The 24981-nt window shown below is 41.8% G+C and carries 27 protein-coding genes and 1 tRNA gene; 7 read left to right on the top strand and 21 right to left on the bottom strand.

Translation table 11 applies throughout. From position 1 onward, the window contains the following. Positions 1 to 101 precede the first annotated feature (101 nt). From C7B70_RS00890 to C7B70_RS00880, 3 genes are all read right to left on the bottom strand, one after another. Positions 102 to 989 (bottom strand): tyrosinase family protein, encoded by an 888-nt coding sequence (locus C7B70_RS00890; RefSeq protein ID WP_106367178.1) that lies wholly within the window; start codon positions 987 to 989, stop codon positions 102 to 104. Positions 990 to 1000: 11 nt separating this feature from the next. Beyond that, positions 1001 to 1324 (bottom strand): hypothetical protein, encoded by a 324-nt coding sequence (locus C7B70_RS00885; RefSeq protein ID WP_106367177.1) that lies wholly within the window; start codon positions 1322 to 1324, stop codon positions 1001 to 1003. A 174-nt stretch (positions 1325 to 1498) separates the two neighbouring features. Continuing rightward, entirely contained in the window at positions 1499 to 1783 is a 285-nt protein-coding gene (locus C7B70_RS00880) for a hypothetical protein (RefSeq protein ID WP_233220776.1), read from the bottom strand. A 279-nt stretch (positions 1784 to 2062) separates the two neighbouring features. Between C7B70_RS00880 and C7B70_RS00875 the strand changes: the two genes are divergently transcribed. After that, positions 2063 to 3448, top strand: a complete 1386-nt coding sequence (locus C7B70_RS00875) for a sensor histidine kinase (protein ID WP_106367175.1) — start codon at positions 2063 to 2065, stop codon at positions 3446 to 3448. Position 3449: 1 nt separating this feature from the next. Here C7B70_RS00875 and C7B70_RS00870 read toward each other — a convergent pair whose 3' ends face one another. The 5 genes from C7B70_RS00870 to C7B70_RS00850 are packed head-to-tail and all read right to left on the bottom strand — an operon-like array spanning position 3450 to position 9366. Beyond that, entirely contained in the window at positions 3450 to 4322 is an 873-nt protein-coding gene (locus tag C7B70_RS00870) for an MBL fold metallo-hydrolase (RefSeq protein ID WP_106367174.1), read from the bottom strand. A gap of 37 nt (positions 4323 to 4359) precedes the next feature. Then, positions 4360 to 5448, bottom strand: a complete 1089-nt coding sequence (gene ald, locus C7B70_RS00865) for an alanine dehydrogenase (protein WP_106367173.1) — start codon at positions 5446 to 5448, stop codon at positions 4360 to 4362. Between the two features lie 27 nt (positions 5449 to 5475). Beyond that, positions 5476 to 8664: a glycoside hydrolase family 15 protein gene (locus C7B70_RS00860; RefSeq protein ID WP_106367172.1), complete on the bottom strand. Its 3189-nt coding sequence runs from the start codon at positions 8662 to 8664 to the stop codon at positions 5476 to 5478. Between the two features lie 20 nt (positions 8665 to 8684). Then, positions 8685 to 9119 carry a PIN domain-containing protein gene (locus C7B70_RS00855; RefSeq protein ID WP_106367171.1) on the bottom strand — a complete coding sequence of 145 codons (435 nt, stop codon included), beginning with the start codon at positions 9117 to 9119 and terminating at the stop codon, positions 8685 to 8687. A 1-nt stretch (position 9120) separates the two neighbouring features. Next, on the bottom strand, positions 9121 to 9366 hold the full coding sequence (locus tag C7B70_RS00850) for a hypothetical protein (protein ID WP_106367170.1): 246 nt from the start codon (positions 9364 to 9366) through the stop codon (positions 9121 to 9123). Positions 9367 to 9380: 14 nt separating this feature from the next. On the opposite strand from C7B70_RS00850, the gene C7B70_RS00845 reads away from it, so the two are divergent. After that, on the top strand, positions 9381 to 9665 hold the full coding sequence (locus C7B70_RS00845; protein WP_339376690.1) for an RNA-binding S4 domain-containing protein: 285 nt from the start codon (positions 9381 to 9383) through the stop codon (positions 9663 to 9665). 75 nt (positions 9666 to 9740) lie between these two features. Then, positions 9741 to 10133 (top strand): hypothetical protein, encoded by a 393-nt coding sequence (locus tag C7B70_RS00840; protein ID WP_106367169.1) that lies wholly within the window; start codon positions 9741 to 9743, stop codon positions 10131 to 10133. Between the two features lie 67 nt (positions 10134 to 10200). Here C7B70_RS00840 and C7B70_RS00835 read toward each other — a convergent pair whose 3' ends face one another. The 3 genes from C7B70_RS00835 to C7B70_RS27505 form a co-directional block, all read right to left on the bottom strand. After that, complete coding sequence (locus C7B70_RS00835) at positions 10201 to 11520, bottom strand: tetratricopeptide repeat protein (protein ID WP_106367168.1); 1320 nt, start codon at positions 11518 to 11520, stop codon at positions 10201 to 10203. A gap of 2 nt (positions 11521 to 11522) precedes the next feature. Then, positions 11523 to 11996, bottom strand: a complete 474-nt coding sequence (locus C7B70_RS00830; RefSeq protein ID WP_233220775.1) for a hypothetical protein — start codon at positions 11994 to 11996, stop codon at positions 11523 to 11525. 87 nt (positions 11997 to 12083) lie between these two features. Then, the gene (locus tag C7B70_RS27505; protein ID WP_233220774.1) at positions 12084 to 12239 is read right to left on the bottom strand and encodes a hypothetical protein; all 156 of its coding nucleotides are present in this window, start codon (positions 12237 to 12239) and stop codon (positions 12084 to 12086) included. Between the two features lie 100 nt (positions 12240 to 12339). Here C7B70_RS27505 and C7B70_RS00825 point away from each other — a divergent pair, with 100 nt between their 5' ends. The 3 genes from C7B70_RS00825 (at position 12340) to C7B70_RS00815 (ending at position 14557) form a co-directional block, all read left to right on the top strand. Beyond that, positions 12340 to 12597, top strand: coding sequence for a type II toxin-antitoxin system CcdA family antitoxin (locus C7B70_RS00825; protein ID WP_106367167.1), 258 nt, complete (start codon positions 12340 to 12342; stop codon positions 12595 to 12597). A gap of 188 nt (positions 12598 to 12785) precedes the next feature. Continuing rightward, the gene (locus C7B70_RS00820; protein ID WP_106367166.1) at positions 12786 to 13769 is read left to right on the top strand and encodes an ATP-binding cassette domain-containing protein; all 984 of its coding nucleotides are present in this window, start codon (positions 12786 to 12788) and stop codon (positions 13767 to 13769) included. Then, positions 13766 to 14557 (top strand): ABC-2 family transporter protein, encoded by a 792-nt coding sequence (locus C7B70_RS00815; RefSeq protein ID WP_106367165.1) that lies wholly within the window; start codon positions 13766 to 13768, stop codon positions 14555 to 14557. The genes C7B70_RS00820 and C7B70_RS00815 overlap by 4 nt, the downstream gene beginning before the upstream one ends. A 169-nt stretch (positions 14558 to 14726) precedes the next feature. Here C7B70_RS00815 and C7B70_RS26770 read toward each other — a convergent pair whose 3' ends face one another. The 6 genes from C7B70_RS26770 to C7B70_RS00785 all read right to left on the bottom strand — a co-directional run bounded on the left by C7B70_RS26770 (position 14727) and on the right by C7B70_RS00785 (position 20290). Further along, a complete protein-coding gene (locus C7B70_RS26770; RefSeq protein ID WP_233220773.1) occupies positions 14727 to 15272 on the bottom strand; it encodes a hypothetical protein in 546 nt (181 codons plus the stop codon). Continuing rightward, a complete protein-coding gene (locus C7B70_RS27500; RefSeq protein WP_233220772.1) occupies positions 15221 to 15394 on the bottom strand; it encodes a hypothetical protein in 174 nt (57 codons plus the stop codon). Before C7B70_RS27500 ends, C7B70_RS26770 begins: the two co-directional genes overlap by 52 nt. Before the next feature lie 135 nt (positions 15395 to 15529). Further along, positions 15530 to 17047, bottom strand: coding sequence for an AAA family ATPase (locus C7B70_RS00800; RefSeq protein WP_106367164.1), 1518 nt, complete (start codon positions 17045 to 17047; stop codon positions 15530 to 15532). A gap of 72 nt (positions 17048 to 17119) precedes the next feature. Continuing rightward, positions 17120 to 17752 (bottom strand): 50S ribosomal protein L25/general stress protein Ctc, encoded by a 633-nt coding sequence (locus C7B70_RS00795; protein WP_106367163.1) that lies wholly within the window; start codon positions 17750 to 17752, stop codon positions 17120 to 17122. 37 nt (positions 17753 to 17789) lie between these two features. Next, positions 17790 to 19124, bottom strand: coding sequence for an adenylosuccinate synthase (locus tag C7B70_RS00790; RefSeq protein WP_106367162.1), 1335 nt, complete (start codon positions 19122 to 19124; stop codon positions 17790 to 17792). Positions 19125 to 19270: 146 nt separating this feature from the next. Next, positions 19271 to 20290: a WD40 repeat domain-containing protein gene (locus C7B70_RS00785; RefSeq protein ID WP_106367161.1), complete on the bottom strand. Its 1020-nt coding sequence runs from the start codon at positions 20288 to 20290 to the stop codon at positions 19271 to 19273. A 234-nt stretch (positions 20291 to 20524) separates the two neighbouring features. Between C7B70_RS00785 and C7B70_RS26240 the strand changes: the two genes are divergently transcribed. After that, complete coding sequence (locus tag C7B70_RS26240) at positions 20525 to 22606, top strand: serine/threonine-protein kinase (protein WP_106367160.1); 2082 nt, start codon at positions 20525 to 20527, stop codon at positions 22604 to 22606. Here C7B70_RS26240 and C7B70_RS00775 read toward each other — a convergent pair. The 4 genes from C7B70_RS00775 to C7B70_RS26765 form a co-directional block, all read right to left on the bottom strand. Continuing rightward, positions 22603 to 23406 (bottom strand): type 1 glutamine amidotransferase, encoded by an 804-nt coding sequence (locus C7B70_RS00775; RefSeq protein ID WP_106367159.1) that lies wholly within the window; start codon positions 23404 to 23406, stop codon positions 22603 to 22605. The two genes, C7B70_RS26240 and C7B70_RS00775, sit on opposite strands and share 4 nt — an antisense overlap. A 116-nt stretch (positions 23407 to 23522) precedes the next feature. After that, positions 23523 to 23596 (bottom strand) — tRNA-Val (locus tag C7B70_RS00770). 79 nt (positions 23597 to 23675) lie between these two features. Then, positions 23676 to 24467 carry a ChaB family protein gene (locus C7B70_RS00765; RefSeq protein ID WP_106367158.1) on the bottom strand — a complete coding sequence of 264 codons (792 nt, stop codon included), beginning with the start codon at positions 24465 to 24467 and terminating at the stop codon, positions 23676 to 23678. Positions 24468 to 24580: 113 nt separating this feature from the next. After that, a complete protein-coding gene (locus tag C7B70_RS26765; RefSeq protein WP_199191979.1) occupies positions 24581 to 24754 on the bottom strand; it encodes a hypothetical protein in 174 nt (57 codons plus the stop codon). Positions 24755 to 24981 lie beyond the last annotated feature (227 nt).

Genomic DNA, 24981 nt, shown 5'->3' with positions numbered 1-24981 from the left:
AATCCTGCCATAGGTTTTTAAACCTATATCTAAAAGAGTAATAAAAATAAAAAGCTCATATTGAATAAGTTTTTTATTTTAAACGAACTAAAGTCTAGAACTTATCTTAAACTGTCGTAAGAATAACCAAGATTATTATAATTTAATATTTGATTAGGAGTAATATCCCAAGGAAGCATAGGGTCATTTAGATTATGTCTAAAAGGTCCACCACTATTAGGAGCATAAGCAGTTAAGCCATTACCAGATTGCCAACGACACCACATTCTATCAATCATTGAATGATGTAAATAAAATAAAGGATCATTAGGCGCACCAGAAGTTCTCATTGTTTGACCAACCCAACGATGAACTCTATTATGCAATTGAGTATTAATAAATCCTTCAATAGCATTACGCGCTGAATTATTACTTGTTCTGTCGTAAGGACTGTCATCATAATTACGAATCCAAACAGCATTATTTACTTCAGTAATTGTGGGAAGACTGCCAATGTCATTACCAAACCTACGTTTAAGTCCACCAGTAAATCTATTATCAGGATAAGTAACAGGATTGCCCGCTTCATTTATAATTGTCCACTGAGAAAATCTAAATGGTCCTGTTTTTACAACATAAGAACTATCACTTGTATCTCCATTACCACCCATTAAATCATCACTCCATAAAGGAGCGTTGAAAGGATTGGTTGTATCTTGCGTCCAGTCCCAATAAGGAACCCCTATATTTGAGTTGCCTGAGACTTGTTGTAAGGCTAATTCAAGTAGGTGTAGGTGGTACCTATGCCAAGCTAAGAAAGCAGGTCCTCCGTGAGGCTGCGTTCTACTAGAATTAGATGGCGTAAAAATTGTAGAAGTTTGTGAATGAATTAAAACAAACTCATTCCACTTATTACCAGCTTTATTGTTATCTTTTAAAGCTAAGCAAGCGTTAACAAAGTTTGCTTTTTCTGTAGTAGTTAAAGAACGTATATTTTTGCGGATAGCCATATAATCTCCTATTAATCTAAATCTAGTTGACCTGATTCTATTACTTCAGCAGTTAATTCCTCTAATGAAGTAAACTCATCTCCAAAAGGGAAATAACCTGTAACAAATTTGTTGTTTTTCTTCTTAATTTGAAAAGAGCGGTCAAATTTCTTGCCTTTAACCTTCACTTGCGTTGTGTTAGGTTCATCACTATCTTCAACAAACTCTATAGACTTATTTTTAATAAAAGCTTTTTTTACTTTTCTAGTTGCACCGGAAGCTTTGGGTACCAACAAAGCTACTCCACTTAAAGGGATGGCAAAGCCTAGAATACGAAGTAGATTTCTACGTTTCATTTTAATAGTATTAAACTCCTCAGTTAACTACTTATGACTATTTTACACATACAAAACACAAACAATCAAAATAAGTAGAGTAGCTATTTCTAGCACGTTTTCTACCTCTATAACTATAGAATATACCTTTATTTGTATTTATTGAATCAAATACATAATTTCTTTATTTAAACTTTATTGAGTCTTTACAAAACCTCCGAAGAAGATAATTCCCCAAGAGTGTGGGAGGACTTGTTTAATAAGTCCATCAATATCAGAAACAATAAACTGTGCCAAAATTAGCCAACTCAATTGGCGGTATTTTGCGTTCAGCCTAGCTACCTGCTTCACTGCTAAGACAGCCACCAATCCAGTATTTGAACCATTGGCGACTCCAACTAACATTTCACCAGTTGCAAAGCACAGACGAGTCCATAGGCAAAATTGCTGGCTAAGTAGGCTAGGAGTCAGAAGCCGCATTTAAAGCCTTTAAGCGGTATGTGGGTAGCCTCTTGATGTTTGGCGCAATCGTCGGGGATAGATTTATTTCTATTTAACGCTTTGTTGATTCCATTCAAGCTACACACTGGTGCATCATTACTGTATCCCCGTGGTAGCGCCGATTGTGCCTTTGATGACTATCAAATTCAACGATTATTTTAAGTAACTTGCAACAAGTATTAAAGTGCGATAATTTTTTATATTTGAATACAAAAGATTGTCTTCGCTAACAGTCTTTTATTAGATTTAGGTTTTGCCATGCTACATGATCCAAACCAAACTACACTATTTCCTAAGTTACCGGATGAAGCTTTGCAGCAAATGCGATCGCATGGGACAGAAATTCAGTTGGCGGCGGGGGAGATTTTATTTACTGAAGGTGAGGAAAATTACGGCTTTCACGTTGTTTTAGCAGGGGAAATTCAAATTACAAAAGTAGTAAGTAACGAAAAAAGATTGCTTGCTATTCACCATCAGGGCGAATTTATGGGCGAAATCTCAATGTTGAATCACTCAGCATCAATTGCCAGCGCTCATGCTACGATTGCAAGCCGCGTCCTTCGGATTGAAATAGCAGCTTTTAAACGACTATTGATTGAATGCGCTTCTGTAGGCGATACAATTTTGGCGGCAATGGTGGGAAGAACTATCGATGTTGAAGGACAGCTAAGACAGCAAGAAAAACTAGCAGCCTTGGGTAAAATGTCCGCAGGTTTAGCCCATGAATTGAACAATCCCGCCGCCGCCGGAAAACGGGCAGCTAATGCTTTGAAAGAGCGCTTTACTAGCCTGCAAAGGTTGACAGTACAGCTAAATCAGCATTGTTTGACTACCGAACAATTAAAGTTTTTAGCAAAGGTGCAAATAGACGCAATTTCGTACTGTGCTAATTCTCCTCAGTACGATACTTTAACTCAAAGCGATCAAGAAGACGAAGTTACAGACTGGCTAGAAAACCATGATGTAAGCAAAGCTTGGCAACTTGCGCCTACCCTCGTAAACTTCGGTATAGATTCGCAAAAATTAGCGGAGATTAAGAACAATTTAGACAGTCAATCTCTAAATGATGCCCTAATTTGGTTAGAGGCAAACTTAGCCACTTCAGGATTAATTAACGAAGTTGAACAAAGTACAACGCGAATTTCTGAATTAGTCAAAGCTGTAAAAGGCTATACCTATATGGATACCGCGCCTTTACAAGAAATAGATATTCATGAGGGAATTGATAATACTTTACTAATACTCGGTCATAAACTTAAACAGGGGATTGTTGTAACGAAGAACTACGATCGCACTATTCCCTTAATTAACGCCTACGGCAACGAACTTAATCAAGTGTGGACGAATTTAATTGATAATGCCATCCATGCTATGGGTAGTAAGGGCGAACTAAAAATTCGCACCTTTCAAGATAATAACTGTGCGATCGCCGAAATTGTTGATAATGGTACAGCTATTCCCCCTGCTATTCAATCGCGGATTTTTGAACCATTTTTTACAACTAAAGGTGTGGGGGAAGGGACGGGTTTAGGCTTAGAAATTGCTTACCGCATAGTTGTAAATAGACATGGCGGCAATATTTACTTTGAATCTCAACCGGGAAAAACTTGTTTTAGAGTGCATTTACCTTTAGCAAAAAGCTAAATTAACGTACTGATTCCATCCAAGTTACACATTGTTGCATTTGCTGGTGCATTGTTGCTGTATCTGCATGGTAGCGCCTGCCGTGACCAGGCAAAACCCACTCAAAAGAGTAATCGAGTAATTGACGCATTGATTCAACTTGCTTTGACCACGAATACCAACAAACATCGGGAAAGCCTCCTAATTGCTGTAAGCCTTCTGACCATGCTAAATGATCTCCGGTAAATAGGAAGTTTTTGTACAGCAAAACTGTATGGCCTTTACTATGTCCGGGTACGGGGATGATTAACGAATCGCTATCTAAGGCAAAAGGTTCTAAACCAGTTAGCTGAATTTCAACATTGCGAGTATCTGTTGTAATATCATCGCTGTGGAGAATGCGATCGCATAAAAAATGTTCATGAAACTTTTGATGATCGGCGACATCATCTCTATGGGTTAAATATAAGTAACGAATACCGCCCATTTCCTCTAAACGTTTAACTAATGGTGGTGCAAATCGAGGCGAATCTACTAAAACATTACCTTCTGGACGCACAATTAAATAACTCGCCGCGCCATAGGAGTTTTTAGAGTGATAGCCGCAATGGTAGACATTTTCTGAGACGGGAATCGGGAAAGATGCGATCGCACCAGTAATATCTACAGGCTTTTCAACTGTCCCAATAGAACTTGTCGGACAAGCTAAGAGCGCTTGCAAGCTTCTTAATCTTTCTGTTTCATTTGTTGGCTGATGATACACTACCGACTGTCCCCCAGCGCGATTAAATACTGATGGAGTCATCCAACGGCAAGTATCGCAGTCAATACAACTACTATCAACATAAAAATCGCCGCTAATATTTTCAGCTAGGCGGAGGCTTGATTTAGCCATAATTCCAGATCCTCCAAAGTATAGATATCTTTTGATATTAATTAACTAAGTCTGGGAACACCTCTCGCACCGCCGGATGTACCAATTGATGCTTAGTTACATTTACTCCCAACGCCAAAGCTGAGTTGATTTCTAAAGCTTTCTCTCCGAGATTAGCTAATTGCAAAACATAGGGTAATGTACTATTATTTAGCGCCTGGGTTGCTGTCCAAGGAACTGCACCGGGCATATTAGCAACTCCATAATGTACTACTCCTTCATCTACATAGGTAGGCTGCGTATGCGATGTTGGGTGCATGGTTTCGACACAACCCCCTTGATCGACGGCAACATCAACAATAACTGAACGCGATCGCATTTGTTTAACTAAGCTGCGAGATACAAGAATCGGTGCTTTACGCCCCGGTACTAAAACCGCCCCAATGAGCAAATCGGCATCCCTTACCGCCGCTTCAATCTGGGCAGAATTGCTGTAAAGTAGCTCTACTCTAAAACCAAATATAGTTTCAAGATATGCCAAACGCTCGACATTTACATCAATGATTTGTACCGCCGCACCCATTCCTACAGCAATTCTCGCCGCTTCTGTACCGACAATTCCGCCACCTAAAATTACTACTTTCCCTGGTTTAACACCTGGTACGCCCCCTAAAAGAATCCCTCTACCGCCTTGTTGACGTTCGAGATACCGCGCCCCAAATTGCACCGCCAAACGTCCCGCAATGATGCTCATGGGCGTAAGCAGAGGTAGTTTATTAGCGCCAGAAAGTTCTACAGTTTCATAGGCGATCGCAGTTATCCCCGAATCAATCAATTGTTCGGTCAAGGGGCGGTTTGCGGCTAAATGCAAATAGGTAAACAACAACTGCTCTTTAGCTAAAAAATCGTACTCTGCGGCTACGGGTTCTTTAACTTTGATTACTAGCTGACGATTCCAAGCATTTACAGCATTAACAATTTGCGCCCCAGCTTGCTGATACTCCTCGTCTGTAAAACCTGAACCCATACCTGCAAGACTTTCTACAGCTATATTGTGACCGTTTTCTTTGAGTACGCGGACGCTACTAGGACTTAAACCTACGCGAAACTCTTGGTCTTTTGTCTCTTTGGGAACGCCTATTTCCATGTTTTTTCTCTTATTTCTATCTTTAGCTTAAGCCCCAAATTGAGTAAGAAAGCGGACGGCTTTCACGACTAACACCGCACATTCTCTAGGAGAAGTGTTGTAAAAAGACTTCCACGCGGCGGCTTTATATTCATCATAGCGATCGCCTTTTTCAGCATTATTGTCTAGCCATCCTAAACGCACCGCATGACCTACCAATACATCTAGTACAATATATTCCTCAATTTGTAATTTTGGGTTGCGCTGGGCAATTTCTGCAAGTTCCATTAAGGCTTCTACATTCACTTGTCTATACTCTGGCGCTTCAATTTTGTTTAGCAAATGCTCGACTTGCAGGGCAAAATTTTTCTCTCCCGGTGTCATTGCTAAAATTAAATCGCTATCTAAACGATTGCGTCGCTCTAATTTATCGCCAATAACTACACCTTTACAGTGGTGCAATAATTGCCATACACCTTGATAAAAATCCTTTGGTACGCGGTTTGTAGAACCGTCCCATTGCCTTTGTTGATGCCAACTTTCTGTAGGCATTTGATTGTCTGGCGCTGGCACAACTACCCACTCTATATCGCTTTCTTGTTGCTTGACGTGCAGAGATTCTTGCTGGCGCAATAGTTGATTCATACCTTCATAACCAACTAATACTTGACGCAATCGCAACTTGACTTCAAAGGGTGAAAGCTGCATTAAATGCTCGTAAGCTTCATCTTGAGTCACGCCCAATTCACGGGCAAGATCGCTAGTCATTAGTAAAATTAGATAGCCTACCTTTAAAGTTAGTAAACCGCTAAACAGTTGGGGTTCTGCTCGAATTAGTAAACCGCAATAGATAAGGATTTCTTGAGTCAAAACGCGATCGCGTATATCTTCCCCACAAAAGCGATCAATTTTTGAGGCAATCTCGTTACTAGATACCGGACGCGAAATTAGCGAATCTATACTATAAGACTTGCCTACAGCGATTTGCTTGCCCCGTACTAGCATTTTCGTCACTTGGTCGGATAAACCAATATCTACCATTTGCCGCAAACCCGCCGCTCTGCGTACTACTGCCCAAATTCCGGCTTTTCCTGCTTGGGTATAAACTTCATCTAATAAGTTGGCGATTGCTACCTTTTGTCCCTCACCGCCAAAACCTGTATCAAATTCTATTCCCTGCAAGCGTTTTAATGTCTGCAATAACTCAATTTGCTCGTAAATATTATGAGAATCACGCAAACAATCTAATAAAAAGTTTAGGTTAGTTTCCCGCTCTATCTGAAATTCTTGAACTTTACCTAGGGGCTGATTTTTTTCTGGGAGACAAGCTAAATAATATTTTTTCGGGGTAGCGTCGGTAAGTGGTGATTGGGCAAAATTAAAGTCATGGATAAAATCTATCCGCTCGGTAGTCGCCGTTAGCATCAACTGATTTAACCGCCCCAACTTTACTTTTACACCATTACAAAGTCCGGCTTGGAGTTCCTGCATGAGGGCTAGAATTGCCTCGCTACCTGTTTCAAACATAGTATGAGTCAGCTTCCAAGTCAGAGTCGGACGACCCAATTCGCGCCAATGCTGCTGGATGTAAGCTAATTCATTTTTAAACTCATCTACCAAAAAATGATAGTCAAGGGTTAAATAAAACTGTTGCACGTCTAAAAATGAAGGTAAAAATACAATCGTTTCGCCGCGAATACGAAAGATTCTAGACGCAATCAAACTCCTCAATCGCCGCACCGGACGACCTGTTAAGCCTAATTTATCGTTGCGTCCAATTTGGGTAAAAATTGCCGAAAGATCCCCCGCGAATCTCACCTGAATCGGCTCTAATTGCTGGGGTGTCTGGGTTTGAATCCCATAGACTTCTAACTGGGCTTGCAAGTCTTCATCCTCCGCTAAGAGGGCAATTTGTACTAGGGCTTGGCGATCGCGTCCCAATCGTAAATGCTGCCCCAAGGGGTCAATATCTCCCACTGACAACAATTTTTCACTCAGCATTTGACCGAGTAAATATAAGCCTTGCGCCCAAACTAAGGGGACATTCTCGTTAGGTAAACGTCTTTGAGAGTGGGGGGCTTTTTTCTCCGCTTCAACGTTTTCTTGGGGAACATAATAGAGTTCTGGTAACAACTGCAATCCATCTTGCTCAATTAGTAAAGGTTGTAAAAGCTGCTGATATTCTTTAACTTGCTCCGTATCTCCCCGAAAAATGCCATCCAACAGTAAATAAGTGAAAAATAATGGCCATTCTGACTCTATATGCTCAAACTGTTTGAGTTCCCAAGGTTCGTAATGCAAGCGATGGCTGTCTTCTAAAACGGTTTGATGACCATCGCGTAAAAAGCGCTTGCAGCCATACTTTCCTTGTAACTTATTAATAATGTCGTTTCTGGTGCGATCTACTAATAAAACATCTTCCACCGCAAACGCCGGAAAGCTAATTATACTTAGCAGTGCAGCGTCAATTTCTTTTGAGCCAGATTCTCGCGGTAACAGGTTTTCTAAAGTAATTCGGGCGCGGGCAATTTCATCGGGTAAAACGTGAATTACTGATGCTTGGCTACCCCGTACCCCAAATAAATCTAGTCCTGCGATCGCTTCTAAGGCTGCTTTAGACATTCCCACAGAACTTGCATTTAATTCCGAATTGCCGTGATTAATCTTATTTCCCCGCTCCCAAATGCCGTAATCAGGAGTACGGTAGGCTCTCCCAATGTAATAAACCAGGTTTTGAATAAAATTAACTTCGTCCAGGCTAAAGACAATTTGCAACCCCGAAGCGGTCATTTGCGCCAGCATCAGGATAAAAATTGAAGTAGCGTCTAGTTGCAAGTGTCCCCAATCGCCATCACCGACAACAATATCGCCCGTCTGCGTGTTGTATTTGGCGTGCAAAGCATCAATTGAAGCTTGACTGTGTTTGAATTGCTCAACTTTACTTGCTTGGCGCATCATGGCAAACAATAGCCCACGCATTAACTTAATTACGCTATGTTCTAGTTCGTAGGTGCGCCCTTGATCTTCATCTATTTTGCGATAGGCGATCGCTAATCCCCACACGGCTAAAATACTATAAACATTATCTCTAACCCAAGCATCAGTATAATCGCCGTGAGCAGTAACCGCCGTACTAGCTGGGAGCAAGCCTGTAATCGGATTTTGCCGAGCCAGAATAATAGTTTTAATTTGGGTGTAGTAGTAATTTAGGCAGGAAGGGGCGGCGGGTTTATTCATATTTTTAACTATTAAAACATTCAATTAGATAATGACAGATGAGACAGGAGTGTTTCTGTAGTCCAAGTTGGTAAACCACAGCCCAAAAAATCACCATCATTCGTCCAAATTCCTGTGGGTAAAACTAACGCTAAAGCGACAGTAAACCAATCATTGGGATCGCGAGGAATACGAAGTCTAGCTATAGTTTCCCATGAAGCGTAAATTTCATGAGGTACTATAATTAATTTAGTCTCAGCAAGAGTAATTGCATCACTCAATAAATTTTGCCCAGCTTCCTGAGAAAATACTTCCTTGCGTACCATCTTCTCGATGCGTTTACCCAACTCATGACAAGTTTCTTCCCAAGCCATCTGTGCTATGTATAGTTCTAAACTTGGATGAATAATTAACTCTCGTCCCCGTTTGCGCGTCAACTCAGAAACCAAAATATTTGTATCGACAACTAAGCGCATACTATTCAGGTTGGGACAAGTCTAAGGCAATACTTAGTTTTTCCTCATCCCAACCGCTCTGTGTCAATACTTCATTCACTGATTGAGAAAGGCGTGTCAATGCTGCTTGAACTTCTGTTTCATCTGACTCTTTAACTGGAACGTAAAAGCCGACTATCTTACCGTGACGTTTGACGGAGATCGTTTCACGACTTTTTAGATAGTAAGCAGCCTTATCTCTAAATTCATGTATGCTTATACTTTTCATCTTTAACTCCAAATATGCGATCGCACTTTGCCGTCATAAGTTTATTATGGCTTTGTAGTCGTAAGGACAGTACAACCCTAGATCGCCCAATGACTCAAATAAACAACATTATCAAACTCGACCAATTCTTGAAATGGGTGGGAGTAGCACCCACTGGCGGACAAGCCAAGCTGATGATACTTGACGGCAATGTTTTAGTTAATGGCGAAATTGAAACTCGGCGGGGACGAAAATTAGTTACAGGCGATCGCGTTACCGTAGGTAATGAAACTTTTACGGTTGAATTAGATAAGCCTTGAATATTTCCAGACTAATACCTAATTTAGCAATGGCTAGTTGGGTACTCTAAATGTAAAGCCTACTAAAAAATTATCATGGCTACATTAGAAGAACTCCAGCACATTGCGTCAAAACTATCGCTAACTCTCGATAATCCTAAATCCGTCAAGCTACAGATTAAGCAAATTAACTTACTCCAAAAGCAACTAAGAGCTATTAAAAAAGAATTAAGTGTAACTATAAGCAGTATTAATCAGGATGCAGCCCAATCTAGCCCTGATAGTCTGGTTTCATTTGGTTTGGATATTTTCGGGAAACATAAGTGGGCGGGGAGACTTAGGGCAGAAACTCGACGAGAAACCGAACGAGAAAAGAAGTTGGCTAGACAGCCTTACATGGAAATTAAGCAAGAAATTGATAATTTGATTTTGGAAGGCGATCGCCTTAAGTTAAGAGCAGAGGAGTATCTTCTTAGCTATCAAATTTAGATTTTTAACAAGATTTTCCTAGGTTTATAACAATTATTTGAAATAGACCTAGACTTCGATATCAGCTTTAATATCTTTGGTTCGCGGATCTCCGTAAGTCCTCTACTGCTCCCTGATAGTCTCCCAAAGCAGAACTAGCTTTACTACGTCTGTGGTAAACTTCAACATCGTTAGGGTTGATGCGTAGTATTTGAGTATAATCATCAATTGCGCCTCGCTTATCTCCTAATTCAGCACGAGCAATAGCTCGTTTTTTGTAAGTATTCGCATCGTTAGGATTGATTCGTAGTATTTGGGTATAGTCATTAATTACGCCCTGCTGATCTCCTAATTTATAATGAGCAATAGCTCGGTTTTTGTAAATATCGACATTGTTAGGATTGATTTGCAGGGCTTGATTATAGTCATCAATTGCGCCTTGCTTATCTCCTAATTTATAACGCGCATTACCTCGGTTGTAGTAACCCTCAAAATAGTTAGGATTAACCCGTAGGGCTTGGGTATAGTCGTCAACTGCGCCTTGGTAGTCTCCTAATTCGTAGTAAGCATTACCTCGTTTGTTATGAGCATCGGCATCGTTAGAATTAATTTGCAAAGCTTGGGTATAGTCATAAATTGCGCCTTGATAGTCTCCTAATTCAAAACGAGCTTTACCTCGGAGGTGGTAACCGTCACGTCTTAAGGAGTTATCTATAGACATAATGGAGTCATTAGGAGGACAAACCCGTCGTAGTATTTGGGTACAGTCATCAATTGTGCCTTGTCTGTCTCCTAATTTGTAAAGAACCTCACCTCGGCTTTGGTAACTCCAACAATAGTCAGGATCAATTCGCAGTGATTGGGTATAGTCATCGATTGCGCTTTTGTGGTTTCCTAATTTAGCACTAAGCTCACCTCGGCTGTGGTAACTTGATGCGTCGTTAGGATCAATCCGCAGTGATTGGGTGTGGTCATCGATTGCGCCTTGGTAGTCTTCTAAATTCTCACGAGCATTACCTCGCTGGTGGTAACTTGATGCGTCGTTAGGATCAATCCGTAATGCTTGGGTGTAATCATCAATTGCACTTTGCAGATTGTCCTCTACACACTCACGAGCAATACCTCTCATATAATAAGCTTCGGCATAGTCAGGAGCAATTCGTAGTGCTTGCGTATAGTAAAATATTGCGCCTTGATAATCGTCTTTACAGAATTTCTCATACCCACAATTCAATAATTCCTTAGCCTCCACTTGAATAATAGGCGCTTGCGGTGGCTGTGAGGCTTTGCTATTAACAGCTTGGCTTTTATTTGCTAAATCCAATCCTCTTTTAATCAAATCTGACGAATATCTTGATAGTTCCGGCTTCTCTGATGGAACAATGTTTTTGTCGCTATCGTTGCTCATTTCTATAAACCTAATTTAGTTTTCAATTCTTTTAACTGTTCTTTTGCAGTAGTAATCTGCTCATCTACCTGCAATGCCATTTCTGCTAGTAAGTCGCTTCCTGCTTCTTGGGCGGTAATAACTTGGTTTCTCAACTGATAAAGGTCAGTCTGTTCTAAAGCCTCAATTTCCTCCCCAATTGCCTTTAAGCGCATCTGGCTTTGAGCAATTTGGCGAATAGTGCGAATGAGTTTAGCCACAACTCCCTCACCTTGAATAGACTCCGGGCTTGTTTCCCAACCGTGTAAAATCGCCTTTAGTCGCTCCTCATCCTGATTTTCATAAGCAAGATTTGCTTCAATCATGAGATTTTGCCTGCGTAGACGCTCGTTATCATCGGTTGCCAAATCCGGGTGAATCAGTTTTGCTACTTGTCGATAAAGTTTTTTCAAGCTGTCTGAGGGCTTAAAGTCTTTAGCTGATTCCAAATAAGTCATATACTCAGCAATTTGAGCCTCTAGCCGATCAATTTCGGTGTATCGACTCCCGACAATTCGCAGATATTCCCGCTCGAAAGCGTGTAACTAGGCTTGATTTGTTGCCAAATCTAACTCACGCCCTGCTAGTGCGGTTTCTAGTGCAGCTAATTCGGCTAACTTCTTTTCTAATTCTTGTTCTTCAGGGGTTTGGGTAAAAGCGATCGCATTTTCCATTTCTGACGCTGTAACTTTAATTGTCATAACTTCAGGATTCCCCAAAAACCCCCAAGAATCTCTATTAGCTACCTTGGGCGATCGCAATCGTATAAATTATCATCAAAATAATATTATTTTCCGACTCATGACTCAACCCGTTAGCAAACAACGAATCTCAATTACTGTTGATGCTAAACTGCTTCAAGATATTGATCGCATAACAGAAAATCCTTCTGCGGCGGTGGAAGCAGGCTTGCGATTGTGGTATCGACAGCAGATAGAAAATCAGTTACGCGCCTTCTACCAAACTCAAAAACCAACAGATAGGCAATTTGACCGAGACTGGGGAGAATTTGCTCAAACCCAAATGACAGAAATTTTAGACTCCGAAGGACTCCAATAGTTACCCCGCCAAGGAGAAATCTATTTAATATGGCGCAATTTTCCCGGAATTTTTACAACTAATCCAACAGGGCATTCAAATTGCGATCGCACTTATTTTAATCGGCTAAAAAAGTTAAACGATTAGCAGACTAAGCATAATAGCAAATAGAGACTGCAAATCCTAGTGCGATCGCCTATCACCAAATTATGCCAATTATCGAGGCTGAAAACCTCAGCAAAGTATACCCTGTCGCCATCAAAGAACCCGGACTGCAAGGAACCATTAACCACTTTTTCCACCGTACCTATCGCTCTGTAGACGCTGTAAAACAAGTTTCCTTTCAAATTGAGTCGGGGGAAGTAGTAGGCTTTTTGGGGGCAAATGGAGCCGGGAAAACCACTACATTAAAAATGCTCACTGGGCTAATTCATCCCTCATCCGGCAAAGTACAAGTTGCTGGATATACCCCCTTTGGGCGCAAAACTGCCTTTTTGCAGAAAATTACCCTAGTTATGGGGCAAAAACAACAGTTAATCTGGGATTTACCCGCTTTAGACTCCCTAAAAATCAACGCTGCTATTTATGGCATTTCTGACCGAGAATATAAAATGCGTGTAGGAGAGCTTACAGAAATGTTATCTCTGCAAGATAAGCTCAAGCAACCCGTGCGTAAACTTTCTTTGGGCGAACGCATGAAAGCCGAATTTCTCGCCGCCTTGTTGCACCGTCCCCAAGTGTTATTTTTAGATGAACCCACTTTAGGGCTTGATGTCAATGCTCAAGTAGGAGTAAGGGATTTTTTGCGCGACTACAATAGCAAATATGGGGCAACAATCCTTTTAACCAGCCACTATATGGCAGATATTACCGCTTTGTGCGATCGCGTCCTCGTTATTCATCAAGGACAATTAGTATACGACGGCGGCTTAAAGAAATTAATTGATAACTTTGCTCCTTGTCGGGAAGTAAAAATAGAACTTGCTCATCCAATACCAGAAGCCAAACTATTACCCTACGGTGAAATCAAAGCTTTAGACGGGCAATCGGTAAGATTTTTAGTAGAGCGTGACGAACTAACTCGCAGTGTAGCTAAGATGTTAGCCGAATTAGAAGTAGTAGACTTAACCGTAACCGATCCCCCAGTGGAGGAAATCATCGGGCGAGTTTTCAACGCTGGGGGTGTGTCATGAAGGCAGTTTTGCGAAAAGCAAAGGTTTTATCTTTGGTTTACTACGCCTACATGATGGAATATCGCGCCGAGCTATTTTTATGGGCATTATCTGGTAGTTTGCCGTTAATTTTGATGGGCGTGTGGTATCAAGCAGCCCAAGGCGGACAATTTGGGCTAACTCCTGTAGACTTTACTCGTTACTTTCTCGCCGTGTTTGTAATTAGGCAATTTACAGTTGTTTGGGTAATTTGGGAATTTGAAAAAGAAGTCATTGAAGGGCGACTGTCACCACGCTTATTACAGCCGATAGATCCCGTATGGCATCACGTCGCGGGGCATTTTTCCGAAAGGTTTGCCCGTTTACCCTTTGCTTTAGCACTGATAGCCCTATTTTTCGCTGTCTATCCTCAAGCTTTTTGGATTCCCAGCTTAAGTAATATTCTGCTTTTTGCTTTAGCGGCAATTTTTGCTTTTGCCTTGCGCTTTATAATTCAGTATACCTTTGCTTTATTTGCTTTTTGGACGGAAAGAGCTAGTGCAATCGAAAGCGTGTGGTTTTTGCTGTATTTGTTTCTTTCGGGGCTAATTGCGCCCTTAGAGATGTTTCCCCAAGGCGTGCGCGAAGTATTACTGTGGACACCATTCCCTTACTTAGTCCATTTTCCCGCCGCGCTGCTAATTGGCTTAAAAGATGTAAATATAATCCAAGGATTTTTAGTAATGCTTGGCTGGGGCGGATTCTTCTTCCTTTGGAATCGCTGGTTATGGCGCAAAGGACTTAAGCAATACTCAGGAATGGGAGCTTAGTTTAGATAATTTGCTGCAATTGCTCTAAAGTATTTGCAGTCATTACTTCTCGTTGAATTGCTTTTAATCGCTCTAGAGCGGAAATTTGGGCTATTTCGGGTAATAATGCTAAACCTTCAGCCCCAAATTTAAGTTCTAAACCCGTTTCAATACTTAATAGTATTCCCCGTTATAGCCCTCTTTGCTCTCCTTGTTGGATACCTCTTTGTTCGCCCTCTTGTATGCCTTGCTGAATGCCTTGTTGGATACCTCTTTGTTCTCCTTCTTTCAAAATTTGTTGATACCAGGGCGACTCGCTAATTATTGCCATATCCCACCTCATTATTTGCTGAATTAACGCGCTATCTAGTACAAAACTAGCAAAAAAAGCCATAACTGTCTCAAGTTCGCTCAATTGGCGATCGCTGCGTAAAATTTGCAAGGCTCTTTGCACTACTGATTCTTCTGCGCCACCTTTAAGTATAGGAACAAACGGAATTAGAGCCGAAATTGGTTCTTGAAAGGCGATTTCTACATCAACCTCCCATAAATTAATTACGCGATAATCTTGACGGGCTTTTAACCCTGCAAAGTCTGACTGATAGCAAGTTGGAATCTCAGTATTACCTGCTTTTAAAATATTAATTAATACAGGATAGGTAGGCAGATTGTACTTTTCTTCGGCTAAAGCGGACTTTGAGCGCGAACTAAAACATCGCTTTCTCGGCTCACCCACTGAAATTGTGGATCGAGAATATCAGAGGTAACAATATCAGGTATTTGCGTTACCCACTTTACCCAATTGTTAGGAGCCAAACTAATTAAACGTTTAGTACCAATGTCGGCGGGTTTGGGCATGGATTACAGCGATTTAATGGATAAATCATTTTAGGGCTTTTTGAGTTATAAAGCGATCGCTCCTAGCTCTACCCCCTGGGTAATCGCACCTCAAATGCCAACCCAAACGCTTATTTAGGGCGATCGCGCCTTAACTTATAATTTACCCAATTGTGGCTCTATAGGCTTAGTAGTATCCAATGTCTGCACGTAGGGCTGCTCTTGGGGCGTAAAGGCTTCAGCAAGTGCTATTTGAGACTCTAACAAGTCGGCGGTGGCATCGGCAATATCACCCTGACGAGCCGCCAAGCGATCGCGCAATACCTCTACAGGAGCCGTACAGTGGATAATTTGCAACGGTAATTGTTGAGAAATAGCAGTTTCAACAGCATTAGTTCTTAAAGCCGCGCGATCGTATTTGGCATCTAAAATCACTGTAAAACCTTGATTAGCCAGCATTACCCCTAATTCCAACAAGCGATCGTAGGTTTTTTTGGTCATTTCGGGGCTATAAAGCTCCTCGCCGCCACGCTCTGATAAAGGAATATTACCTAAATGTTTGCGTACCGCATCCGATCGCAGATGAATAGCATCTAATTTCCGCGCTAAAAGCTTTGCAGTGGTACTTTTACCCGCTCCCGACAAGCCCGACATCAAAATTAACTTGCCTTGACGGGGTTTAGTATACTCCCAAGCCAATTTGTAATAACCACTAGCTGTCGCCGCCGCTTCTACTTTTGCCGCCTCTGGTATCCCCGGATCGTCTAGTAAAAAAGATGTTACTTTGGCTCTGACGTAAGCTTGACGGCTCAAATACAAAGGCAATACTTGCAATCCTTCCCAATCGCCCGTTTGCTCGGCGTAAGTGTTTAAAAAAGCATTGCCAAAATCTGGGCGCTGTCTTGCTTGCAAATCCATGACTGTAAACGCTACATCGTACATGACATCGACAAAGCGAAACGGCTCGTTAAATTCAATGCAGTCAAATAAGAGAATTTTGTCATTCCACAAACAAATATTTCTCAAGTGCAAATCGCCGTGACACTCCCGAATTTTATTGTTTTCAATGCGACTACTAAATAATTCACTCCGTCCGACAAAGAAATTATCTGTATATTCCTTTGTTTGCGCGTACTGCGCCTCAGTTTGCGGATTGCCAATATAGTTTTTGGTTTGTTCGTAATTCTCATCAATGGCTTGGCGCACTTGAGCAACTTCACCAAAAGTCCGAATGCGATCGCTACTTTGCGATTGCTCGTGGTATTTTGCCACTACCCGCCCTAAGTCTTCCATATGCGACTGGGTTAGCGTCCCATTTTCAAACATCTCGCTGAGTAACGCCCCTTGAGGAAACTGGCGCATTTTTAGCACGGATTCTACCGCTTCCCCGGTTCCACTCAAGTTAAACTTATCCCCAGTTTGAGTTATAGGCAATACCTCTAAATAAAGCTCCGGTGCGCCGCGCTTATTCATCTCCAACTCTTGAAGGCAAAAATGCGATCGCAAGTCCAACGTTGAATAATCCAAAAACCCAAAATTTACAGATTTTTTCACCTTATAGGCATAATCCCCAGTCAAAAACACATAAGAAACATGAGTTTGAATTAGTGTTATTGGCTCAATAACTTCATGGGGATAGAACCCCGGCTCTAACATCTGCTCAATTAATGTCATTATTTCTCTCACTTTATAAACAAAAAACCAGGAGTTAGACTCCTGGTAGTAAAATACGGCAAATCTAATTATTTAAACTGATGGAGTAGGAGCCGAAGATCCAGACTCTGCTACTGCTTCTTCGATAATTGCTTCTGCTTCGGCGCTAACTGTAGACTGCATTACACTAGCAACCGCACGTCCTGGATCGCCTACAACAACAATTCCTGCGGGTAAAACAAGTTCGCTGACATACAAAATATCTTTGAGATGAAGCCCAGAAATATCAACTTCAATCGCATCGGGGATATTGTCAGGGGCGCATTTGATTTCAAGCTGCATCAACACCAAGTCTAAAACGCCACCTTCTACCTTTACTCCCGGAGCTTCGCCCACAAAGTGAACAGGTACTTCTACTTCTACACTTGCTTGCTCCGACAAAGCAAAAAAGCTGACATGATAAGCCCATCTTTTAACTGGATGAATCTGCACTTCGCGCAACAAAGTTTTACCACGCCAAGACAAATCGGGAATATTTAGATCGACGACGGTACTATTTACCCCAGCCTGTTTTAACAATTTTTCTAGGGTTTTCGCTTTTACTGTCAACATCATTGACTCTGTACCTTTATGCCCGTACAAAGAAGCGGGAATTAAACCCTCGCGGCGTAAAGCTCTAGGTTTGCTGCCTTCAGCGCGTTTTTGACACTCAACTGTAATTTCCATGATCCACAACTAAAATAAACGATTTGACTAACTAAATTTAAGATGCTACGGGAGTACCATTAACATCTAATAACGCTCGTTTGGGCCCGTGAATCGGATCTTCAACAATAATTGTTTGATCTCGACTAGCTCCCAACGAGACGATCGCAATTGGCACATCCATCAATTCGGCTAAGAATTTGAGATAGTCCAAAGCTTGACGGGGCAAGTCTTCTAAAGTGCGACAATCCTCTGTAGATTGTTTCCATCCGGGGAGAACTTTGTAGATGGGGCGACACTCGGCAAAACGGCGGGAGTTGCGGGGAAAGTCTTTAAACTCTACTCCATCAATTTCGTAGGCAATACATACTTTGATTTCCTCTAATTCATCAAGGATATCTAACTTTGTAATTGCCAAACAATCCATGCCGTTGATGCGGACGGCGTAACGCCCTATTACCGCATCAAACCACCCGCAACGGCGCTTGCGTCCGGTGGTAGTGCCAAATTCTGCCCCGCGATCGCATAGTTGTTCGCCGATTTCGCCTTTAAGTTCGGTGGGAAATGGCCCTTCGCCGACGCGAGTTGTATAAGCTTTGGCTACTCCAATTACCCGATCTATGGCTGTCGGCCCTACTCCCGTACCGATACAAGCTCCCCCAGCTACGGGATTTGAAGAAGTAACGTAAGGATACGTCCCATGATCTAAATCTAACAGCGTTCCTTGGGCCCCTTCAAATAAAATATTGCGGCGGCGTTTAATTGCATCGTAAATTTTTAAAGAAGTATCGACAACGTAAGGGCGCAACACTTCTGCATACTGCAAATACTGCTCAATTACAGCTTCTGGATCTAAAGGTGCTATTTCGTACAGCTTCTCTAAAATGACGTTTTTATATTCAATCGCCCACTTTAGCTGTTTGCGTAATCCTTTTTCGTCCATCAAGTCTAAAACTCTAATCCCTGTACGTTCCGACTTGTCGGCGTAGGTTGGGCCAATTCCCCGCCCCGTTGTGCCAATTTTATGTTCTCCTCGCCTTTGTTCGGCGGCTACATCTATGAGCCGATGGTAGGGCATGGTAACGTGAGCGGTTTCCGAAATTTGCAGATTTTTGGTAGAAATGTTTAGTTTTGCTAATTGCTCTAGTTCGCCGATTAATACTTGAGGGTCAATAACCGTGCCGCAACCAATAATACAATCGGTATCAGGATATAAAATACCTGAAGGAATTAAATGCAGTTTAAAGGTCTGCCCCTCTACTACAATCGTGTGTCCGGCATTTACACCCCCTTGGTAGCGTACAACAATATCTGCTGACTTACTTAGCAAATCGGTGATTTTGCCTTTTCCTTCATCGCCCCATTGGGCCCCAATTACTATGACGTTAGCCAAGGGTTTTTCTTAGATGTAATGTTTTCACAAACTATAATTATCAGCACATAAAGTTAGGCTTGTCAAGAATATAAAAAAGTGCGATTACCCAGGAGATAGCGCTGGCAGCGATCGCGCGTATAGTAAGGTACAGTTCACCCTTTTGTCTATTTCACACTCCAAATTTTAATAGTTTTATCTCTACTACCACTCCCCAAAGCTTGGTCATTAGGACTAAAAGCTACGGAGGTAATACCATCTAAATTATCTTTTAAAGTGCGGATAAGTTCGCCTTTATTTGGATTCCAGAGCTTGATAGTGCGATCGTCACTACCACTTGCAAGGGTTTGACTATTGGCACTAAAGGCGATCGCATTTACCGCGCGAGTATGCCCTAAAAGTGTGTGGCGTAACTTGCCATTTTTGGGGTTCCATAGTCTAATTTCTCCCTGATTGCTGCTACTGGCAATAGTTTTGCCATCGGGGCTAAAAACTACTGCATAAATTGGTCGCAAGTGTCCAGAAAGAGTATGCAACAATTTACCATTACTTTGCTCCCACAGCTTAACAGTGTTGCGATAACTGCCACTTGCAATAGTTTTACCATCAGGACTAATAGCTACAGAAGTAACCCCCCCTTGATCTAGTAGTGTGCGAATAAGTTGCCCATTTTGGGCATTCCATACTCTAATAGTTTTATCGCCACTACCACTAACAATAGTTTTACCATCGGGGCTAAAAACTACCGAGCTTACCCAGTCTGAGTGTCCCGAAATAGTCCGAATTAGTCGCCCATTTTGTAAATTCCAGAGCTTGAGAGTGCGATCTCCACTACCGCTTGCTAACATTTTGCCATCGGGGCTAAAAGTTACAGAATTTACCCACTTAGAATGTCCCGTCAAAGTGTAAACCAGTTTTTTTTGATTCAGGCTCCAAACTTTGATTGTTTTGTCGCCGCTTCCACTGGCGATCGTTTGACTATTGGGGCTAAAAGCCACAGTGTGTATTACTCTTGTATGACCGCCGCTAATAGTATCTACATTCAACTTGTTTTCTTGCCAAAACTCCGCCGCAAGTTTTACGGGGGGCTTAACAATTTGAACTATTACATCTTGTGGTACAGGACGCGGGATCGCAGAAAAGATTAGAACTTGTAGTAACGCGCCAAAGATCCCAATATATGCCATCGCTATTGTGAAGATAGTTTTACATTAGCTCGAAAAAGATTTGTTATGATGAGCTAGAAAGAAATTGTTCTTTTTTACCTAAAATCTGAGCCTTAAAGTAGCAAACTACTACCTTATCATTATAAATAAAGCTTAATTGAAACTTGACAAAAAATTTATTTTGTTAACAAGCTGGGAAAGAATTAGTTTTTAAAACCCATTTTTATACATCGGAAATGCTGGAGAATCAACGCAATGATTGACAAGTTGTTAGGCGGACGTTACCGAATCGTTGCAACTTTGGGAAGCGGTGGTTTTAGTCAAACCTACGTCGCTGAAGATACCCACCGACCAGGCAATCCCCAATGTGCAGTGAAACATCTCCAGCCTGCTAATAATAACCAAAGCTTTTTGGAAAGTGCGAGAAGATTATTCAAATCGGAAGCAGAAACTTTAGAAAAACTAGGACATCATGATCGCATTCCGCGATTGCTTGCTTACTTTGAAGAAAATCAAGAGTTTTACCTAGTTCAAGAATTTATACCAGGAGAATTATTAACAAACAAACTGCAACCAAGTCAGCGCTGGACAGAAAACCAGGTATGGGAATTTGTTAGCGAGATTTTAGAAATATTAGTATTTATCCACGCTCAAGGATTTATTCATCGGGATATTAAGCCGAGTAACATCATTCAACGCCAGCAAGACAACAAATTAGTATTAGTTGATTTTGGCGCAGTTAAGCAAAATTGGGCGCAATTACTTAGCCAGACATCTAATATAGAAATGCCTGCCACTGTAGGCATTGGTACGCCCGGTTATATGCCAATGGAACAAGCGCGAGGTAGACCCCGCCCTAATAGCGATATCTATGCCTTGGGAGCGATCGCCCTGCAAGCGCTAACAGGGTTGTATCCCATGCAATTAGCGGAAAACTTTGAGACGGGAGAGTTGCAGTGGCAGCAACAAGCGCAAATTAGCGATGCCTTAGCACTAATTATTACAAAAATGGTGCGCTACCACTTTAAAGACCGTTACGAAAGCGCCACCGAGGTTTTAGCAGAAATTAAGAAATTAGCGCCGCAATACCTGCCTACAAAGATAAGTGCAGACCCCGTATTTACCCAAAATACTAGCTCTACAGGAATTACTACCCCGACATTTCCTGTTAGTGTCAAACCAAGTTTTAATTCTCCCATCCTGGTAACTAACGACTTACCCAGTACAACAATTATTTCGCCTGCCAAGGGACGATTAGCGGCTACTAATCGTCGCCCGTACTACCTCACCCTTGGCGCGGCTATTGGCGCGGTTATTGTTGCTGTAGGCGCAGGCTACGCTACTTATTGGCAGCCGCGTTTACAGCTTGAGCAAACCTTAGAACAATTAGAAAATATTAAAGTTACAGGCAAATATTCAGAGTGTATTGTCCGCACTGGCACAATTACCCGTAATTCCAGCTTGTATACAGAGGCTCAAAATGTTCTGCATGAATGCAAGCTGATTGAGGCAAAAAGGTTAGCAGCAAAGGCTGATTTTAAAGGGGCGACTTCTTTAGTTAATTCTTTACCCTTAAACAGTCGTGCTTACGGGCAAGCAAAACCGCTAATGAATCAATGGTATGACAGCATACTGGCTCAAGCTACAGACAAATATCAAGCCGGAAAGCTCAACGAAGCGATTTCTCTTGCCCAATATATTCCCTCTACTAGCCTTGGGTATCAAAAAGCGCAAGCAACTATTAAACAGTGGCAAACACCAATTGCCAAAAATAGTTCTTACATGGCAGCTACAGTAAGCACTAAAAAGGTAATTAGGCTGCCTTCTACCACTACCAAAACTCAAACCTTGAGTTATTCGCTTACCGAAAAAATAGTTGGGCGATCGCCCAAGAGTACGGCAAGTAAGCCCAGTGTATACCCCAAACAAGCTACTGCTTCAACTAAACCCATAATCAAACCCAGACCAGTAGTTGCTAGTAATCGCCCAGCAACCCCAACTAAACCCATAATCAAACCCAGACGAGTAATTGCCAGCACTACTAGAAATCGCCTAGCGACCCCAACTAAACGAACAATTAAACCCAGGCGAATAATTGCTAGAACTACTAGAACTGGCCCTGCGACTCTAACTAAACGCATAATCAAACCTAGACGAGTAGTTGCTAAAACTCGCCCAGCGACCCGTTTTAGTAGCAGAAAATACGTACGAATTAGTAAAAAAGTAGCTACCAACTCCCAAGTCAAAGCGCGGACAAAAAAAGTTTTTCGGCGCGTTACTACTAGAGCAAAAAGCCGTCAGCAATCCTACCGATGGACAACTAAAACTGTACGTTAAGCTGTGACTGGGAGGTTTAAATGCAACTTTTTAAACATTGCTTCCCTGGCTTGAGTTGCTAAAGTATCATCCAAAGGTGCAATCCCAATATCTGCTTGGTACTTTAGTTTTAAGGCGGTTTGAATTAGCCAATCGGCAAGGGCTGGATTTTTTGGTAAAAGAGGCCCATGAGAATAAGTCGCGATCGCATTTTGATAAAACGCCCCCTCTGTTCCATCTTCGCCATTATTGCCTAATCCAGCTACTACGCGCCCCAAAGCTTCAACACTACCTAACTTTGTTCGTCCCCCATGATTTTCAAACCCAATCAAGTAAGGCGTACCGCTCATTGCTTTTAATTCTTGAGCTAAACGATTAGCTGTAACTTCTACAACTAAGTTACCAATACAACGGCGGGCATTTTCTCCCGGATGTACCGAAACAAAATCAAATAACCCTAGTCCCTGTATCCTTTTTCCTAACGCTGGCTCGTAGTAATGCCCTAATAATTGGGGTGCGCCGCAAGTAAAAACACCAGGAACGCCAGCATTAATTTTTACTTTAATTGCTTCGGCTTTACTGCCTTGCAAATCGCGCATGACAATCTCTTGTTGCCGATCTTGAGCGCCGCCACCAATAAGCAAATCTACTTTGTGAATATCTGCTGCGGTAGCATCGCGCTCCAGAGGTAATATATTTACATCGTATCCCCGCCACTGACAGCGCCTTTGAATACAGATAACATTACCGCGATCGCCGTAGGTACTCATCAGTGTTGGATAAAGCCAACCAATTGTTAATGCCAACTTATCTTGATTCATATCCGAGCATTTTACCTAGGAATATAAAATAGGTCTATCCCTACACTGTTTAAAAAATGCGAAGCCCGTAACCGGGCGCGCTTGCGCTATCGGTTAGCAGGTTACTATAATTAAAATGGACGTACCCCGACTCGAACGGGGGACCTCTACGATGTCAACGTAGCGCTCTAACCAACTGAGCTATACGTCCAAGAATCTCTAAACATAGCATATATTTGACAGAGTTTTTAAAAAGCCGCCAAAATAAAATATCGGCGACTTAAAGCTTTTTAGACGCTCATTGTAGACTTTGACCAAACACCATGCTCATCTTGAGCAAATTGTTCGCGTACTACATCCCAGGCGTGGTGTTCGGCTTTAGCTTCATCACTGGAGTTTGCAAGTTCGGCATTGTAATTAGCAACAAAGGCGCGTTGAGCATCTTCCGAAAGATGAGAGCGAACTTCTGGCGACAAATGGCTAGGATCTTCAATTTGACCAGAGCGTCCACGAGGTAAGGCTGTTTCGTTAGTATGGGTTTCTTCACCGCCAGCACTTTCTAAAAGTAGTTGAATTTCACCAGACTTATCCGCAGGGACTTCTACGGTTACTAAAAAATCCCCTGCCTCAATCCGAGTTTGGTAAATAGCGGCTTTTTCTTCAGGCATTCCTAAAGTTACTAAAGCAGATACTAATCCGGCTCCCGCACTTCCAGCAAATGCACCGCTAGCGGCTCCTAGTAAAGCGGCTCCTAAGGGGCCAGCAGCTACTAATGTACCTACAAAAGGCACAAACAACACGCCTACACCTGTTAGTAAGGCTAAAGCAGAACCAAATAAGGAACCGAAGATCGCACCTTGTTTTAGTCCGCCTAAAATTACATCTTTTTTGGTGAGAAAACCAGCAATTTTAGTTTCTGAATGAAAGTTTTTGCCGACTACAGAAATGTCATCACGGGAAATCCCTCGGTCTATTAGGCGACGAACTACACCGTCGATTTGAGCGTTGTCTTTAAATATTGCCGATACTGTACGTTCGGCTGTAGAGATATCAGATGGGGTGGTAGTGTCTGTAGCAGTCATTTAGTTCTCCTTGAATATTTACTTTGCTTGTTCTTACTTCTTGGAGAATATCAAGGCGCTAGTTACCCGCCTTCACCCATAGGGTTGATTAGTAAGTTTCAAAAGAGTTAGTTCTAAAGTCTCCGTAGCTTGTCTTGAACAATACCAAAAATTCCTGTGGAAGCCGCACTCAATAACAACAACCACAAAATTCCCCCAGGAATAAAGCTTAGTATGCCAAAGCCTCTTAATACCCAAATAACTAAGGTAACGCCGAGAATAATGCCGATTACCTGGATAATTTTCACTCTTTATCTACCTAACTGAAGATTAAAATATTTATTAAATAATGTAACAATTGAAGATGTAGCCCTACAAAAACTATTTTATTATGGATGACAAAAATTATTCTTGGAAAGGCAGCCCTAACGCTGGACTTGTATTAACAATTTTGGCATTACTTGGCGCGGTTGCAGTGTTTAGCGTTGGTTTTGCTGGATAAATAAAGGTTAAATATGGGGAGTTTTTCTCCCTC

Origin of the sequence: Chlorogloea sp. CCALA 695, from assembly GCF_003003885.1 — a bacterium.
In the GTDB taxonomy this organism is placed as follows: Bacteria; Cyanobacteriota; Cyanobacteriia; order Cyanobacteriales; family Chroococcidiopsidaceae; genus Aliterella.
This window is presented reverse-complemented; position numbering and strand designations above follow the sequence as displayed.